10 protein-coding genes are annotated in these 16,886 nt (G+C 65.8%); 9 read left to right on the top strand and 1 reads right to left on the bottom strand.

What is annotated here, in order from left to right; genetic code table 11:
* Positions 1-5: 5 nt before the first annotated feature.
* The 6 genes from ispF to AB4Y79_RS19000 all read left to right on the top strand — a co-directional run bounded on the left by ispF (position 6) and on the right by AB4Y79_RS19000 (position 6,160).
* Positions 6-506: a 2-C-methyl-D-erythritol 2,4-cyclodiphosphate synthase gene (gene ispF / locus AB4Y79_RS19025; RefSeq protein ID WP_441865169.1), complete on the top strand. Its 501-nt coding sequence runs from the start codon at positions 6-8 to the stop codon at positions 504-506.
* 9 nt (positions 507-515) lie between these two features.
* Complete coding sequence (gene cysS, locus AB4Y79_RS19020; RefSeq protein WP_441865167.1) at positions 516-1,982, top strand: cysteine--tRNA ligase; 1,467 nt, start codon at positions 516-518, stop codon at positions 1,980-1,982.
* Between the two features lie 105 nt (positions 1,983-2,087).
* Positions 2,088-3,077, top strand: coding sequence for a 23S rRNA (guanosine(2251)-2'-O)-methyltransferase RlmB (gene rlmB / locus AB4Y79_RS19015; protein ID WP_441865165.1), 990 nt, complete (start codon positions 2,088-2,090; stop codon positions 3,075-3,077).
* Between the two features lie 92 nt (positions 3,078-3,169).
* Positions 3,170-5,275, top strand: a complete 2,106-nt coding sequence (gene glgX, locus AB4Y79_RS19010; protein ID WP_441865163.1) for a glycogen debranching protein GlgX — start codon at positions 3,170-3,172, stop codon at positions 5,273-5,275.
* 32 nt (positions 5,276-5,307) lie between these two features.
* Positions 5,308-5,796 carry a ribonuclease domain-containing protein gene (locus tag AB4Y79_RS19005; protein WP_441865161.1) on the top strand — a complete coding sequence of 163 codons (489 nt, stop codon included), beginning with the start codon at positions 5,308-5,310 and terminating at the stop codon, positions 5,794-5,796.
* 7 nt (positions 5,797-5,803) lie between these two features.
* On the top strand, positions 5,804-6,160 hold the full coding sequence (locus AB4Y79_RS19000) for a barstar family protein (RefSeq protein ID WP_441865159.1): 357 nt from the start codon (positions 5,804-5,806) through the stop codon (positions 6,158-6,160).
* 7 nt (positions 6,161-6,167) lie between these two features.
* Here AB4Y79_RS19000 and glgP read toward each other — a convergent pair whose 3' ends face one another.
* Positions 6,168-8,786 (bottom strand): alpha-glucan family phosphorylase, encoded by a 2,619-nt coding sequence (gene glgP, locus AB4Y79_RS18995; RefSeq protein ID WP_441865156.1) that lies wholly within the window; start codon positions 8,784-8,786, stop codon positions 6,168-6,170.
* Positions 8,787-8,978: 192 nt separating this feature from the next.
* On the opposite strand from glgP, the gene AB4Y79_RS18990 reads away from it, so the two are divergent.
* The 3 genes from AB4Y79_RS18990 to AB4Y79_RS18980 are packed head-to-tail and all read left to right on the top strand — an operon-like array spanning position 8,979 to position 16,478.
* Positions 8,979-11,021, top strand: a complete 2,043-nt coding sequence (locus AB4Y79_RS18990; RefSeq protein ID WP_441865333.1) for an alpha-1,4-glucan--maltose-1-phosphate maltosyltransferase — start codon at positions 8,979-8,981, stop codon at positions 11,019-11,021.
* Entirely contained in the window at positions 11,018-12,811 is a 1,794-nt protein-coding gene (gene treS / locus AB4Y79_RS18985; protein WP_441865154.1) for a maltose alpha-D-glucosyltransferase, read from the top strand. The genes AB4Y79_RS18990 and treS overlap by 4 nt, the downstream gene beginning before the upstream one ends.
* Position 12,812: 1 nt before the next feature.
* Positions 12,813-16,478, top strand: coding sequence for a 1,4-alpha-glucan branching enzyme (locus AB4Y79_RS18980; RefSeq protein WP_441865152.1), 3,666 nt, complete (start codon positions 12,813-12,815; stop codon positions 16,476-16,478).
* The last annotated feature ends 408 nt before the right edge of the window (positions 16,479-16,886 follow it).

Genomic DNA, 16,886 nt, shown 5'->3' with positions numbered 1-16,886 from the left:
CGGACATGATCCTCCCGCGGACCGGAGTGGGCATCGACGTCCATGCCTACGCCGGCCAGGACGAGGCCCGCCCGTTGTGGCTGGGCGGACTCCTCTGGCCTGGCGAACGCGGCCTTGCCGGCCACTCTGACGGCGACCCCGTCGCGCACGCTGCGGCGGACGCGCTGTTTTCCGCCGCCGGCGTCGGCGACCTTGGCAGCCACTTCGGTACCGACCGCCCGGAATTCGCCGGCGCGTCCGGGGTGACCCTGCTCGCGGAGGCTGCTCGGATAGTCCGGGCCGCGGGTTTCGAGATCGGCAACATCGCCGTGCAATTCGTGGCCAACCGGCCCAAATTCGGTCCGCGCCGGGAGGAGGCGCAGGAAGTCCTCACCGCGGCCGCCGGTGCGCCGGTGAGCGTGACTGCCACCACCAGCGACGGCCTGGGATTCACCGGCCGGGGCGAGGGTATCTCCGCAGTGGCCACCGCATTGGTGTACCCGCGGACCCGGGAAACCATCGGCTAGTCTGGAGCGGTGACCCTGCGCTTCTATGACACTGCCTCCGCCGAAGTCCGGAATTTCATCCCCATCGTCGAGGGCAAGGCCAGCCTCTACTACTGCGGGGCCACGGTGCAGGGAATGCCGCACGTTGGCCACATCCGCTCCGCCATCGCCTTCGATCAGCTGACGCGCTGGCTGCAGTTCCGGGGCCTGCGGGTCACGGTTGTCCGCAACGTCACGGACATTGACGACAAGATCCTCGCCAAGTCCGAGGCTTCCTTCGCGCCGGCCTTCAGCCCCGAGCCGGGAGAAGTGCCGCGCGAGGAGTGGTGGGCCCTGGCGTACCGCTACGAGCAGGAATTCCTGAAGGCCTACGACACTCTGGGCGTCTCACGCCCCACATACGAACCCCGGGCCACCGGGCACATCCCCGAAATGCATGCCCTGATCCAGCAGCTCATCGACCGCGGCCACGCCTACCCCGCGCTGGACGATTCAGGCGATGTGTACTTCGACGTCCGCTCCTGGGACAAGTACGGCGCCCTCACCCGGCAAAACATCGATGACATGCAGGCCGCCCCCGACGCCGATCCCCGCGGCAAGAAGGATCCCCGCGACTTTGCGCTGTGGAAGGGTTCCAAGGCAGGAGAGCCGGCCACCGCCAGCTGGGCCTCCCCGTGGGGTACCGGGCGGCCGGGCTGGCACCTCGAATGCTCCGCGATGGTCACCAAGTACCTCGGCACCGCCTTCGACATCCACGGCGGCGGCCTGGACCTGCGCTTCCCGCACCACGAAAACGAGATGGCGCAGTCCCAGGCAGCGGGGCACGGCTTCGCCAACTTCTGGATGCACAACGGCATGGTCACCTACCAGGGCGAAAAGATGTCCAAGTCCATTGGCAACACCATCAGCCCCGCGGAAATGCTGGAACTCGCATCCCCCCGGGTTGTCCGCTATTACCTCGGCCAGGCCCATTACCGCTCCGTCCTGGACTACCGGCCCACGTCGCTGCAGGAAGCCGCTGCCGCCGTCGAACGCATTGATGGGTTCCTGGCGAAGGCCGGGTCGCGCTTCGGTACTGACGCCGGCCTCCTGGCGGCCGGCTCCGGTTCCGGGAGTGATGCACTGGTCACTTTTTCCGCCGCGATGGACGACGACCTGAACGTCCCCCGGGCCCTGGCGGCACTGCACGAGACCGTGCGGGCCGGAAATACCGCCCTGGCGGAGGGCGACGACGACGCTGCCCGCGCGGCGATGGACGCCGTCGTCACCATGACCGACGTCCTGGGGCTCAACGCCGTCGCCGGCTCCGAAAAGGCCAGTACCCGGGAAGCCGAGGCCCTCGGCGTCCTGGTGGAGGCGCAACTCGCTGCCCGTGCCGCTGCCCGCGCCGCCAAGGACTGGGCGGCATCCGACGCAATCCGGGACACCCTCAACCACGCCGGCGTTGTGGTGGAAGACGGCCCGGACGGTGCCACCTGGAGCCTCAAGCGGGACTGAGCAGCTACTGCGCCTTCGCACGCCCACAGCCCGCAGCGCGCCGATTTTTCTTCGGTCAGTAGACTGGTAGGCAGACTCAGTCAGCACAATCAAGGGTGGAACATCATGGCCAACAATGGTCGCCGATCGGTTAAAGCGAAGAAGGGCCCAACCATCGGAACCGGTGGCCATGGCCGCAAGGCCCTCGAAGGCAAGGGGCCCACGCCTAAAGCCGAGGACCGTCCATACCACAAGGCGCACAAAGCCAAGCAGCTTTCCGAACGGTCCGCTGCCAAGCGCGGAACGGGCGCCCGCAGTGCCGGTGCCGCCAAATCCGGTCCCAAGGGCCGCGCCACCGAGGAAGTGGTCACCGGCCGCAACTCCGTGGTTGAAGCGCTCCGCGCCGGCATCCCCGCGAAGGCCCTGCACGTGGCCATCCGCATCGAGATGGACGACCGCGTCAAGGAGTCCCTGAAACTCGCCGCCGAACGCGGCATCCCGCTGCTCGAAACCGGCAAGCCCGAGCTGGACCGGATGACCGACGACGCCGTCCACCAGGGCCTGGTGCTCCAGATTCCGCCGTACGAATACCAGGACGCCTACGAGCTGGCCGAGGAAACGGTGGAGAAGTGGAAGAAGGGGCACGTCAGCAACGCGCCGCTCTTCGTCGCCCTTGACGGCATCACCGATCCCCGGAACCTGGGTGCGATCATCCGTTCCGTCTCCGCCTTCAGCGGCCACGGCGTCATCGTGCCCGAGCGCCGTTCCGTAGGTGTTACGGCCTCCGCCTGGAAGACCAGTGCCGGAGCGGCCGTCCGCGTCCCGGTTGCCCGCGCCTCCAACCTGAACAACGCCCTGAAGCAGTTCAAGGGCATGGGCATTTTCGTGCTGGGGCTCGACGGCGATGGCGACGTCTCGCTGCCCGACCTCACCCTGGCCACCGAGCCGGTATGCATCGTGGTGGGCTCCGAGGGGAAGGGCTTGAGCCGCCTGGTCCGGGAAAACTGCGACCAGATCGTCTCCATCCCGATCGACTCCGCCATGGAGTCCCTCAACGCCTCCATGGCAGTGGGCATCTCGTTGTACGAGGTTTCCCGCCAGCGCGCGGCGGGGTAGTGGTCCAGCGCCCGTCATGCGCGGGCACGTTTCCCTTGCAGCGCAGGGGTGCAGGGGCAGGTCAACTGCCGCAGGCGGCTATTATTTAGGTGATGGTCATGCCGCTCTTCGACACCGCATCCACCATGGACGCCTCCTCGGCGGTTCCCCTCGGTGTCAGTGTCCCGCGCGTTGATTCAGGCGGAACGCGCCACCACGCCGGCGGCCGCGCCAACGTTGCCTGTTTCGCTCCGGCCGTGACCAGCCTGGATATTGTCTACTGCCCTCCGGGCGGACAGTGGCGGTCACGGACCCTGCCGAACGTGGTGCGCGGGGTCCACCACGGCATCGTCGAGGATCTGCCGTACGGTTCGCGGTACGGGTTCCGCCCGTCCACTGACCGCCGCCCCTTGCCGCCGCATGTTTCCGCGGTCCTCGGGGACGACGCCGGGAACCCGCCCCTGCTGCTGGACCCGTACGGCCGGGGAGTGGACCAGCAGGACGGCGTCCTGGCCACTGTCCGCACCGCTCCCGACTTCGATTGGGGGGCGGACGAACGGCCGGGCTTGCCATGGCGCAACACCATCCTCTATGAAGCCCATGTCCGGGGCCAGAGCAAGCTCCACCCCGACGTGCCCGAAGAGCTGAGGGGCACCTACGCCGGCATGGCCCACCCGGCCGTCCTGGAGCACCTCACCAGCCTGGGCATCACCGCCGTGCAGCTGCTCCCCGTGAATTTCCACCTTGATGAGCCGCACCTGCAGGATTTGGGGCTCACCAACTACTGGGGCTACAACACCGCCGCCTTCTTCGCCCTGCACCCCGGCTACGCCACCCGTGCCGCCCGGGAAGCGGGCCCGCAGGCTGTCCAGGACGAATTCAAGGACATGGTCAAGGCCATGCACGCCGCCGGGCTCGAAGTCATCCTCGACGTCGTCTACAACCACACGGCGGAGGGCACCCAGGACGGTCCGGTCCTCAACTTCCGCGGCCTGGGGGAGCAGGCGTACTACCGGATGGACAGCCACGGAAAGTACGTGGACACCACCGGATGCGGCAACACCTTGAACTTTGGTGAGCCGGATGTGGTCCAGATGGTGGTCGATTCGTTGCGGTACTGGGTGGACGAGTTCCACGTCGACGGTTTCCGGTTCGACCTTGCCGTCACCCTCTGCCGGAACGCTGCGAACGAGTTCGACCCCAACCATCCATTCCTCACCACCATCGCCGCGGATCCTGTCCTTTCCGGAGTCAAGCTGATCGCCGAGCCGTGGGACATAGGCTACGGCGGCTGGCAGACCGGGCGGTTCCCCTCGGGGTGGGTGGACTGGAACGATCACTTCCGGGACGCCGTCCGGACCTTCTGGCTGGCAGACCGCGCAGCCATGGATGCCGGCGGCCACGGCGGAACCATGGCCAGGCTCGCCGATTCGTTGTCCGGTTCCGCCGGCCTCTTCCAGGCATCGGGCCGCTCGCGCCTGGCGTCGGTCAATTTCGTTACCGCCCACGACGGCTTCACCATGAACGACCTCGTCTCCTTCGACCGGAAGCACAACGAGGACAACGGTGAGGAGAACCGGGACGGTCACGGAGACAACCGCAGCTACAACCACGGGGTGGAGGGGCCCACCGAGAACGGCCTGATCCTGGCCAAGCGCGCGCAGTCCCGCCGCAACCTCATGGCGACGCTGATGGTTTCGCTCGGAGTCCCCATGATTACGGCCGGCGACGAGTTGGCCAGGACGCAGCAGGGAAACAACAACGCCTACTGCCAGGACAGCCCCATGACCTGGCTTGACTGGACGTTGACTCCGGAGGCGCACGAAATGCTGCGCAGCACCAAGCGCTTCATCCGGTTGCGCAAAGAGTTCCTGGCCGCCCAGCCCCATGATTTTCCCGTCCGCGACGAACAGTCCTACCTGTACTGGTTCGACCAGGACGGCCGGCCCATGTCCGCCGAGCGGTGGAACGATCCTCACCACCGCGTCCTGCAGCTCCTGCTGGGCGATGACGGCGGTGCCCTCGCCGGCCTGGTGGTGGTGAACGGCGGCGCCACGGATGTTCAGATCACGCTGCCGGACCTTGGGCGGGCAACACCGAGCCTCTTCGAGCTGCGCCTGACCACGTCGCCCCTCCACGAGCAGCGGCAGGGCATCCGGGTTGCCTCCGGCGAGACCGACCTTGCAGAGGCCAATTCCATCAGCATCTACCGAACCTAGACCCAGTACAACCGGCCGGCAGGTACACCCGAATGCGCAACCGCTCCATGCTTCCCTTGCTCCTGACCGCCTTGGTGGTGCTGGCGCTGGTGGCGTTCGGCGGGTCCGGGCTGTTGGGCGGGCAGACAGAACCCACGACGCCGGGAACGGCTTCCGGCCCCACCCCTCCTCCCGGCGGCGCCGGTACGCCGACGCCAGGAAAGGGCGCGCCGGCACACCGGGCAGCCAACCCCTCGAGCCTGGCGGAAATCCGTGAGTCCACGCTCCCGGCGGAAGGACGCCGCGTCCTGGCGCTGATCCGGGCGGGCGGCCCGTACCGGTTCAGCCAGGACGACCAGGTGTTTGGCAACTTTGAGCGCGTGCTGCCCGCCCGGGACCGGGGCTACTACCGCGAGTACACGGTTCCAACTCCTGGCGAACCGGACCGGGGCGCACGGCGGATCGTGGCCGGCAACGGTGGGGAGAAATACTACACCGGAGACCACTACCAAACGTTCAAGTACGTAGCGGAAGGCAGCTAGGACACCTATGAGAATCTTTTCCGGCGATACCTGGACTCTCGAAGAGCTGGAGGAGCAGGCAGCCGACGCCGGCCGCCGCAGCGTGGTGGTCCCGCCGGCCGACAGCAAACGCGCCGTCCTTGAAACCTTCGGCGAGGTCCTGGGCTTCGCTGAGCATTACGGCGTGAACCTTGATGCGCTGAATGATTCGCTCCACGACTTCGCGGACAGCATCACGGACAACGGCAATCCGCCGGTGACCCTCTTCTGGCAGGTTGCCGCACCGTTCCGCAGCGAAAGGTCATTCGGCATCATCTGTGAAATCCTGCAGGACGCCGAACGGTACGCCGGCACAGAGCTCGCCGTCACGGCCGTCTTCCTGTAGGCAGGCGTCAGGCGTTGACGATCAGGCCGAGTTCCGCTTTCGAGGCCAGCGCCTCGTGCCGGGGCAGCACCCGGACCGTGTAGCCGAACGGTCCGGAGCGGTCTATCAGCAGTGAGCCGCTGAACAGGTGGCGGCCACTGCCGAGATCCTCCTTCACCTGGAGTTCCATCATGGTGATGTCCGCCAGGGTGTCGTTCTCCTCGGCCCGTCCGTAAGCCACCTCAACGCAGACATCCTCCGGGGTCAGGGAGTTCAGTGCCACGTAGGCGTTGACCTGGAGGGTGTCACCGATCTGCGGATCCTCGGACACGCCCACCGAATCCACATGCTCCACGTGGACCTGTGGCCAGGCGCCGCGAACCGTGGCACACCAAGCCGCCAGGGCCCGGGCCTGCGAGTATGAATTCGCGGTGGCGCTGCGGCCCGCGTCCGCCGCGGGGCGGTACAGGATGTTCACATAGTCCCGGAGCATCCGCTCGGCGGAGACGGCCGGACCCAGGTGCGAGAGGGTGTGCTTGATCATGGACACCCAGTGCGTTGGCACCTTCTCCCTCGGGGTGGTGGAGGGACCTGCAGCCCCCGCACCCTCGGACACCGTGCTCCCGTAGAAGCGCGGCGCCACCTGCGTTTCAAGCAGCTCGTACAGCGCGGCCGCCTCGATGTCGTCACGCTCTTCCGGGGACGCGTCGTTGTTGGCCGTCGGGATCGCCCAGCCGTTCTCGCCGTCGTACATCTCATCCCACCAGCCATCCAGGACGGACAGGTTCAGGGACCCGTTCAAGGCGGCCTTCATGCCGGACGTACCGCAGGCCTCCAAGGGCCGCAGTGGGTTGTTCAGCCAAACGTCACAGCCCGGGAACAGCGTCCTGGCCATCGCGATGTCGTAGTTGGGCAGGAACGCGATGCGGTGCCGGACCTCGGGGTCGTCCGTGAAACGCACCAGGTCCTGGATCATCTTCTTGCCGGCGTCATCGGCCGGGTGCGATTTTCCGGCAATGACCAACTGGATGGGGTGGTCCTTGTGCAGCAGGAGAGCCTTCAGCCGGGCAGGTTCGCGCAGCATCAGGGTCAGGCGTTTGTACGTGGGCACCCGGCGGGCGAACCCGATGGTGAGCACGTCCGGGTCCAGGACGTTGTCAGTCCAGCCCAGTTCGGCGTCGGCCGCGCCGCGCTTCTTCCATGCTGCCCGGAGCCGGCGGCGGACATCTTCCACCAGTGCTGCCCGCATTTCCCGGCGCAGCGCCCAGACGTCGGCGTCGCTGACGTTGTACGCGAGGTCCCAGCGCCCGTTGGCTTCGGCCTCGCTGCCGAACTGGTCGCGGGCCAGCTTGGAGATCCTGCTGTCCACCCATGTGGGCACGTGGACGCCGTTGGTCACGGACGTGATTGGGACCTCGGAGTGGTCGAAGCCCGGCCAGAGGGCGGAGAACATCCCGCGCGACACTTCACCGTGGAGCTTGGCCACGCCATTGGCGCGCTGGGCCAGGCGCAGGCCCATGACGGCCATGTTGAAGACGGCGGGATTTCCGTCGGCGTAGTTTTCCCGGCCCAGCTCCAGGACCCTGTCCAACGGGACGGCGGGTGCCAGGCCGGCCTGGAAGAAGTGGCTGATCTGGGCGATCTCGAACCTGTCAATGCCCGCGGGGACCGGTGTGTGCGTGGTGAACACCGTGGAGGCGCGGCCGGCGGCCAACGCTTCGTCGAACGTCAGCGCCTGTTCCCCGGACATCAGTTCCTGGATGCGTTCAATCCCGAGGAACCCGGCGTGTCCCTCGTTGGTGTGGAACACCTCCGGGGCGGGGGAGCCCGTCAGCTTCTGGAACGCGCGCAGGGCCTTGACCCCGCCCATGCCCAGCAGGAGTTCCTGCTGCAGCCGGTGGTCACCGCCTCCGCCGTACAGCCGGTCGGTGATGCTTCGTGCGGCGTCGTCGTTGCCGGGCACGTTGGAGTCCAGCAGGAGCAGGGGAACGCGTCCGACGTCGGCACGCCAGATGTGCGCCAGGAGGCGCCGCCCGTTGGGCAGGGGGAGCGATACCTCCAGGGCCTTTCCGTTGCCGTCAGGGGAAGGCTCGCGGAGCAGCGTAAGGGGCAGCCCGTCGGGATCCAGGACCGGGTAGGTCTCCTGCTGCCAGGCATCGCGGGAGAGCGACTGCTTGAAATAGCCGGCTTGGTACAGCAGGCCCACACCGACCAGGGGGACACCCAGGTCCGAGGCGGCTTTGAGGTGGTCGCCCGCCAGGATGCCCAGGCCGCCCGAGTACTGGGGGAGGACTTCGGTGATGCCGAATTCGGGAGAGAAGTAGGCGATGGCGGCGGGCGCATCCGGGCCCAGGCCCTGGTACCACCGCGGCTCCTCAAGGTACCGGTCAAGGTCCTCTTCGGCCGCGCGGACCCGGTCCACCACCAATTGGTCTGCCGCGAGCCGCTGGAACTCCTCCCGGCTGACCATCCCCAGGAAACCGATGGGGTCCTGCCCGCTTTCCTCCCACAGGCGCGGGTTGAGCCCGGCGAAGAGCTCGCGCGTGGGGCGGTGCCAGGACCACCGCAAATTGCTGGCCAACCGGGCCAGCGGCCGAATGGGCTCGGGGAGGACTGTACGGACCGTAAACCTGCGGATTGCCTTCACCTGCGCCACACTAACCGACAACATGCCGGGCCGGAACCAGCTTTGGGTTTCTTTTGGGTAAATGACAGGGGCGTGAAGAAATTGGGCAGCGGCGCGACGAATTTTAGGGAGCAGCCTTAGCAATCCTGGTCATTTCTCGCTAACGTCGAGGCTGTGACGACTAACTCAGGAACCAGTGCCGCATCCACCAAAATGCCCCAGCGCCGCATAACCGATGGTCTGCGGTTCGGGCGTTTTCCCATCGCCAATGTGCAGCCCGTCGTCGACGGCGGAAAGGTACCCGCCAAAGCCCTGCCCGGCGAGGCCATCGTTGTGGGGGCCACCGCCTTCCGGGAGGGCCATGACCAGCTGGGCGTCAGCGCCGTGCTCCTTGACCCATCTGGTGCCGAGCGGCAGCGTGTCCGGCTCGCGCCGCCGCGCGGGGTACGCGGCATGGGGACCGACCGCTGGGAAGGCGTCCTCACGCCGTCGGAAACCGGCGACTGGTCCTTCGTCATCGAAGCCTGGCACGACCGCTACGGAACCTGGCACCACAACGCAGAGGTGAAGATCGAGGCCGGCATCGACGTCGAACTCATGCTAGCCGAGGGGGCCAAGCTTCTGGGCGAAGCGTCAGCGGAAGACTTCCGGGATGAGGTGGACCAGGCAGCCCTCCGGCACGCCTCGGAAGTCCTGGCCGACCAGTCCCGCAGCACCGAGGAACGGCTCGCGGCCGGATTCGGCCAGGAAATCGCGGACATCGTTGCCCGCCAGCCCATCCGTGAACTGGTCACCGTCTCGGAGAAGTTCCCCCTGCTGGTGGAGCGGGACCGGGCCGGCCGGGGCGCCTGGTACGAGTTCTTCCCACGGTCCGAAGGTGCCGTCAAGGACCACAACACCGGTGCCTGGACATCGGGGAACTTCCGGACGGCGGCCCGGCGCCTCGACGCCGTTGCGGCCATGGGCTTCGACGTCATTTACATGCCCCCGATCCACCCCATCGGTGTCCAGCACCGCAAGGGGCCCAACAACACCCTCGTGGCCGGCCCCAACGACCCCGGCTCGCCCTGGGCCATCGGCGCCAAGGAGGGCGGCCACGACGCCATCCACCCCGATCTTGGTTCCTTCGAGGACTTCGATGCCTTTGTGGCCCGCGCCAATGAGCTTGGCCTGGAAGTTGCGCTTGACCTCGCACTGCAGGCGGCCCCGGACCACCCGTGGGTGCAATCCAACCCGGAATGGTTCACCACACGGGTGGACGGCAGCATCGCCTACGCGGAAAACCCGCCAAAGAAGTACCAGGACATTTATCCGCTCAATTTCGACAATGACCCGGAAGGGCTTTCCCGCGAAATTCTCCGGATTGTGCTGCTGTGGGTCCGCCACGGGGTAAAGATTTTCCGGGTGGATAACCCGCACACCAAACCCGTGTGGTTCTGGGAATGGCTAATTGCCGAGGTGAACAAAGCCGTTCCCGGCGTTGTATTCCTCGCCGAAGCGTTTACCCGGCCCGCCATGATGCACGCCCTGGGCCGGGCAGGCTTCCAGCAGTCATACACCTACTTCACGTGGCGCAACACCAAGAAGGAGATCGAGGCTTACTTCGACGAAGTCAGCCATGAATCCCCGGCGTTCTTCCGCCCCAACTTCTTCGTGAACACCCCGGATATCCTCACCGAATACCTCCAGTACGGGGGACCGGCTGCTTTCCGGGTCCGGGCGGTCCTTGCCTCCACGGGAAGCCCGCTGTGGGGCGTCTATGCCGGCTATGAGCTGTACGAACACGTTGCCCGGCCCGGAGCCGAGGAGTACATCGACAACGAAAAGTTCGAATACAAGGCCCGCGACTGGGACGCCGCCGCGGAGTCCGGGCGCACCATGGCTCCGTATATCACCAGGCTGAACCACATCCGGCGTGACCACCCGGCGCTCATGGACTTGCAAAACCTGACGGTGCACCAAAGCACGGATGAGTCGACAGTGGTCTACAGCAAGCACAAGACCCTTCCCGACGGGTCCAAAGACACGCTCATCGTAGTGGTCAACGTGGATCCCCACGTCACCAAGGAATGCAGTGTGGCCCTGGACCTGGCAGCCCTGGAGCTGGATCCGCAGGACCTCACCCCGGGCGGCGGCTTCTACGTGGACGACCTGATCTCCGGCCAAAGCTGGGAGTGGGGCGAGTACAACTACGTGCGCCTCGACCCGCACGTGGAGCCGGCCCACATCCTGAGCGTGAGGAGAATGCATTCGTGAGTTTTAATCCGCAAAGTTCCGGCCACTTCACCCCCAAGAGCACGTTCGAGCTAAATGCGCCTGGCCTTCAGCATGACCCCCTGTGGTACCGCAAGGCCGTGTTCTACGAGGTACTGGTCCGGGCCTTTGCGGATGCCAACGGCGATGGGTCCGGAGACTTCTCCGGACTCATTGACCGACTGGACTACCTGCAGTGGCTCGGCGTCGACTGCCTCTGGCTGCCCCCGTTCTTCCAGTCACCGCTGCGGGACGGCGGCTACGACATCTCGGACTACAACTCCGTGCTGGACGAATTCGGCACCATCAGCGATTTCAAGCGACTCGTGGCGGAAGCCCATGCCCGCGGCGTCCGGGTGATCATCGACCTGCCGCTGAACCACACCTCTGACCAGCATCCTTGGTTCCAGGAATCCCGGAAAGACCCCGACGGTCCCTTCGGCGACTTCTATGTCTGGAGCGACACGGACGAGAAGTACCAGGACGCACGCATTATCTTCGTCGACACGGAGGAATCGAACTGGACGTTCGATCCCATCCGGCGGCAGTTCTTCTGGCACCGGTTCTTCAGCCACCAGCCGGACCTGAATTTCGAAAACCCCAAGGTCACCGAAGCCGTCTTCGATGTGGTCCGGTTCTGGCTGGACCAGGGAATCGACGGGTTCCGGGCAGACGCCATCCCCTACCTCTTCGAGGAAGAGGGCACCAACTGCGAGAACCTTCCCGCCACCCACGAGTTCCTCCGCCAGTTGCGGGCCATGGTGGACGACAGCTACCCCGGCCGGGTGATCATCGCCGAGGCAAACCAGCCGCCCACCGAGGTGGTGGAATACTTCGGGACGGAGGAGGAACCCGAATGCCACATGGCGTTCCACTTCCCGATCATGCCGCGGCTCTACTACGCCCTCCGGGACCAGAAGGCCGCGCCCATCATTCAAACCATGCGCGACACCCCGGACATCCCCGCCGGCGCCCAGTGGGGGACGTTCCTGCGCAACCACGATGAGTTGACACTGGAAATGGTCACCGCCGATGAGCGCGCGGCGATGCTGGGCTGGTATGCGCCGGACCCCCGCATGCGCGCCAACATCGGGATCCGGCGCCGGCTGGCACCGCTGCTCGATAATTCCCGGGCCGAAATCGAGCTGATCAACGCACTCCTGCTCTCGCTTCCGGGGAGTCCGTTCCTCTACTACGGCGACGAGATCGGCATGGGGGACAACATCTGGCTTGAGGACCGCGACGCCGTCCGAACCCCCATGCAATGGAACCCGGACCGGAACGCCGGGTTCTCGCACGCCGATCCCGGCAAGCTCTACCTGCCGCCCATCCAGTCGCTGGTGTACAACTACAGCATGGCCAACGTCGAAGCCGAGGCCGCCCACTCAGGGTCCCTGCTGCGTTGGACACGGCAAATCCTCAGCGTGCGCAAGAATCACCCGGCGTTCGGCCTTGGCGGATTCAAACACGTGGAAGCAGGCCATGATGCCGTCCTGGCGTACCTGCGCGAGTTGCCGGCCAACAACCCGACCGGCGCCGCGGCCGAAACCATTTTGTGCGCCTTCAACCTCTCCCAGCATCCCGTGGCCGCAAAACTGGACATTCCCGAGTATGCGGGGAGGGGGCTGCGCGATGTTTTTGGCGGCCAACCGTTCCCCGGCATCGGCGACGACGGAAGCCTCACCTTGACCCTCGGAAGCCATGATTTCTTCTGGCTCCGGATGCGTACGGTGGGATCCAACCCGTCGTCGCCGTACACCCAGGCCATGCCCATCCTGTCGATAGAGAACTGAGATGAACCAGCCAATCCTCACTCCCGCCCTGACCGCGCTGCTCAAGGAATGGCTGCCGCAGCAGCGTTGGTTCCCCGTCAAGACTCCCGACTTCGCCATGGCCCAAGTGGGCAGTCTGGGCCTGGAGGACCCCACAGGCCGCGCCGCGCTTGCCGTGTTCCTCCTCAATGTCACCACGGAGGTGCCCGACGGCGGCCGGCGAACCACCGTGGTCCAGGTGCCGTTGAGCTTCCGTCCGGCTCCGGCGGGTGGCATGGAACGGGCGCTCGTGGGCGAGGCAGCAGGAACCGACCCGTCCCGCCGGTGGGTCTACGACGCCGTGCACGATCCTGATTTCGTTGGCGCCTGGCTCGAGCTCATCCGGCAGGAGGACAAGGCTGCAAGCGGGTCGGCCACCGGATACCGCGTGGAGGGACCATACCGACTTCCTACCGCCAAAGGCGTGGTGAAAGTGCTGTCCGGAGAGCAGTCCAACAGCTCCGTCATTGTGGACGACGGCGAGTCCGCGGCGATGGTGAAATTCTTCCGGGTGCTGTCGGACGGTACAAACCCTGAAATCGAAGTCGGTGCGGCGCTGACCACAGCCGGAACCCCCGAAGTGCCTGCTACCCTCGGCTGGGTCCGTGGAGAGTGGCTCGGCCAGGGGAAACCCGTCCAGGGCGAGCTTGCGGTGGCCCACGAATTCCTCGCCGGCGGCCGGGATGCCTGGCGGCTGGCTGTGGACGCCGCCCGGCAAGGCGCCGATTTCACGGCGGAAGCCCGGGCCCTCGGTGCGGCCACAGCCAACGTGCACCGGCGGTTGGCGGAGGCGCTGGGACAGACAGCTGCCCCCGACGCCGGCAAGGCTATTGGACCCGCTGTAGCCCAGCGCGTCCGCAGCGCCTGGGCGGAAGCCCGCGCCGCCGTCGGACCTTATGACGACGCGTTGGAAGCCCTCCTGGTCGGCCTTGACGGGGCGCCCACCGGTCTCCTGCAACGTATCCACGGCGACCTCCACCTTGGCCAAATCCTGCAGGTCGCCGGGCAATCCGGCGGCCAATCCCGGTGGGCCATCCTCGATTTCGAGGGCGAACCGCTGCGGCCCATTGCCGAACGGAACGTCCCCGACGTGCCGCTTCGCGACGTCGTGGGAATGCTGCGGTCCTTTGACTATGCAGCCGGAGCGGCCCGGCGCGAGCAGGAGGGCGCCCAGGTCCCGGACACCTGGGTGGACGACTGCGCGGACGCGTTCCTTGAAGGGTACGGAGGCGTCATTCCCGCCACGGTGGACCGGACCTCGCCCCTGTTTGTGGCATTGTGGCTGGACAAGGCGCTGTACGAAGTTGTTTATGAAATGCGTAACAGGCCCGACTGGCTGGCGATCCCCGTGAATGCCGCCAGACGGCTCCTGAGCGGTAACGGCACCGGCGATCAGGCCGGCGCAGCATCGGAAGGTAACGAAATGACAGGCTCAGCACGAACTGACCGCCCGGGGGTGCCGCTGCACGTGGACGAAGGCACCCTGGGCAAGATCGCAAACGGTGAACACCACGCGCCCCATTCCGTCCTTGGCGCGCACCTGGACGATTACGGGCACGTCACCGTCCGGACGGTCAAGCACTTGGCCGAAGCAGTCAGTGTCGTCACCCCGGCCGGCGAAGTTCCCATGGAACACGAGGCCCATGGCGTATGGGTGGGCGTCCTGGAGCCGCTGCAGCAGGGCCATGTTCCCGACTACCGGCTCTCAGTCACGTACCCGGGCAAGGATCCAGTGACCGTGGATGAGCCCTACCGGTACCTGCCGACCGTAGGCGAAGTGGATCTTCACCTCATTGGCGAAGGCCGGCACGAGAAGCTCTGGGAGGTTCTCGGCGCCCACGTCCAGCACTACAAGTCCTCGCTTGGGGACGTCAACGGTGTCTCCTTTGCCGTGTGGGCTCCCAATGCACAGGCCGTCCGCGTCAAGGGTGACTTCAACGCCTGGGACGGACGTGAGAACTCCATGCGCTCACTGGGATCATCCGGGGTTTGGGAAGTCTTCATTCCAGGTGTGGCAGCAGGTGCCTGCTACAAATTCGAGATCCTGACCCGCGGCGGTTACTGGGTGGAAAAAGCCGATCCCCTGGCGTTCGGCACCGAAGTTCCTCCGCTCACTGCCTCCCGGGTGGTGGAACCTTCCTACGTCTTCAAGGATGACGAGTGGATGGAAGCGCGCGCCCAGCGCGACCCGCACAACTCGGCCATGAGCGTCTACGAAGTCCACCTCGGATCCTGGCGCCTGGGACTTGGCTACCGGGAACTCGCCAAGGAACTGGTGGAATACGTCAAATGGCTGGGGTTCACACATGTGGAGTTCATGCCGGTGGCGGAACACCCGTTCGGTGGCTCATGGGGCTACCAGGTCACGTCCTATTTTGCGCCGACCTCCAGGTTCGGCCACCCCGACGAGTTCCGCTACCTGGTGGACACGCTCCACCAGGCGGGAATCGGCGTGCTGCTGGACTGGGTACCCGCACACTTCCCGAAGGACGCGTGGGCACTGGCCCGGTTCGACGGCGAACCCCTCTATGAGCACTCCGACCCGGCCCTCGGGGAACACCCGGACTGGGGAACGCTCATCTTTGACTTCGGCCGCACGGAGGTCCGGAACTTCCTGGTGGCGAACGCCCTCTACTGGCTGGACGAGTTCCACATTGACGGACTGCGCGTGGACGCGGTGGCCTCCATGCTGTACCTCGACTACTCCCGGCAGGAAGGCCAGTGGCGGCCCAACCGCTTCGGCGGCAGGGAAAACCTCGAAGCCATCTCCTTCCTGCAGGAAGTCAACGCCACGGTCTATAAGACCCACCCGGGCGCGGTCATGATCGCGGAAGAGTCCACCGCTTTTCCCGGGGTCACCGCCCCCACCAGCCACGGAGGCCTTGGGTTCGGCCTGAAGTGGAACATGGGCTGGATGCACGATTCCCTGAAGTACATCTCGGAGGACCCTTACAACCGCCGGTGGCACCACGGCACGGTGACGTTCTCCTTGGTCTATGCGTTCACGGAGAACTTCCTCCTTCCCATCAGCCACGATGAAGTTGTCCACGGCAAGGGCTCCATGCTCCGCAAGATGCCTGGCGACCGCTGGCAGCAGCTGGCGAACCTCCGCGCATTCTTTGCCTACCAGTGGGCCCACCCGGGCAAGCAGCTCATCTTCATGGGTACCGAATTCGGCCAGGAGGCGGAGTGGTCGGAACAGCACGGCCTGGACTGGTGGCTGGCAGACATCCCCGCGCACAAGGGACTGCAGCTGCTGACCAAGGACCTCAACGAGCTGTACAAGTCAACGCCGGCGCTCTACACCCAGGACAACGTGCCGGCCGGATTCCAATGGATCAACGGGGGAGACACCGACCGTAACGTCCTCTCGTTCATCAGGTGGGGTACCGACGGCGAGCCGATCGTCTGTGCCATCAACTTCTCCGGGGGCCCGCATGTCGGCTACACCCTGGGCGTTCCTTCCGCCGGCGCCTGGACCGAGGTCCTCAATACCGACCACAGCAGTTATGGCGGATCCGGCGTCCTCAACAGTGGCGAACTGACCGCGACTGCCGAGGGACAGGACGGGCAGCCAGCCACCCTGACGGTGACGCTGCCTCCGCTGGGCGCGTCCTACTTCAAGCCGGGAGCACCTGCCTCGGCCTGACCTGCCCCGGCTGGTCTTCGTAGTGAGCCGGAAGAGCCCGGAATCCGGCAGGATTCCGGGCTCTTCCGCGCCGGGGCATCGCGCCTTGGGAGCACGGCGGGGCAAGCGTTCCAGGTCGACTGGCGATCCCGAAAGAGTGGTGGTAGAGTTTATTTCCGCGCTGCTCCACGGAGTCAGGCGGACAACCGATCCCCCAAGCTTATGCTGAGGATGGTCGCGGACGCCGATTTGACACGCTGGAAGTCAGCCGGTAAGTTTTGAAAGTTGCTCCGGAGCGATCTGCGGCCCTGGTGGGTTGTGGTGGTGCTGGGTGTGTCTGTTGTTTGAGAACTCAATAGTGTGCCAAGTTTGTTGATACCAATTGTTTTATTGATTGGTTGTTTTGGCTGGATTGTCCACCCCGTGGAT

It is taken from the genome of Pseudarthrobacter sp. YAF2, assembly GCF_052113345.1.
In the GTDB taxonomy this organism is placed as follows: domain Bacteria; phylum Actinomycetota; class Actinomycetes; order Actinomycetales; family Micrococcaceae; genus Arthrobacter.
Note: the sequence above shows the minus strand (reverse complement) of the source record. Positions and strands in the feature narration are given on the sequence as shown.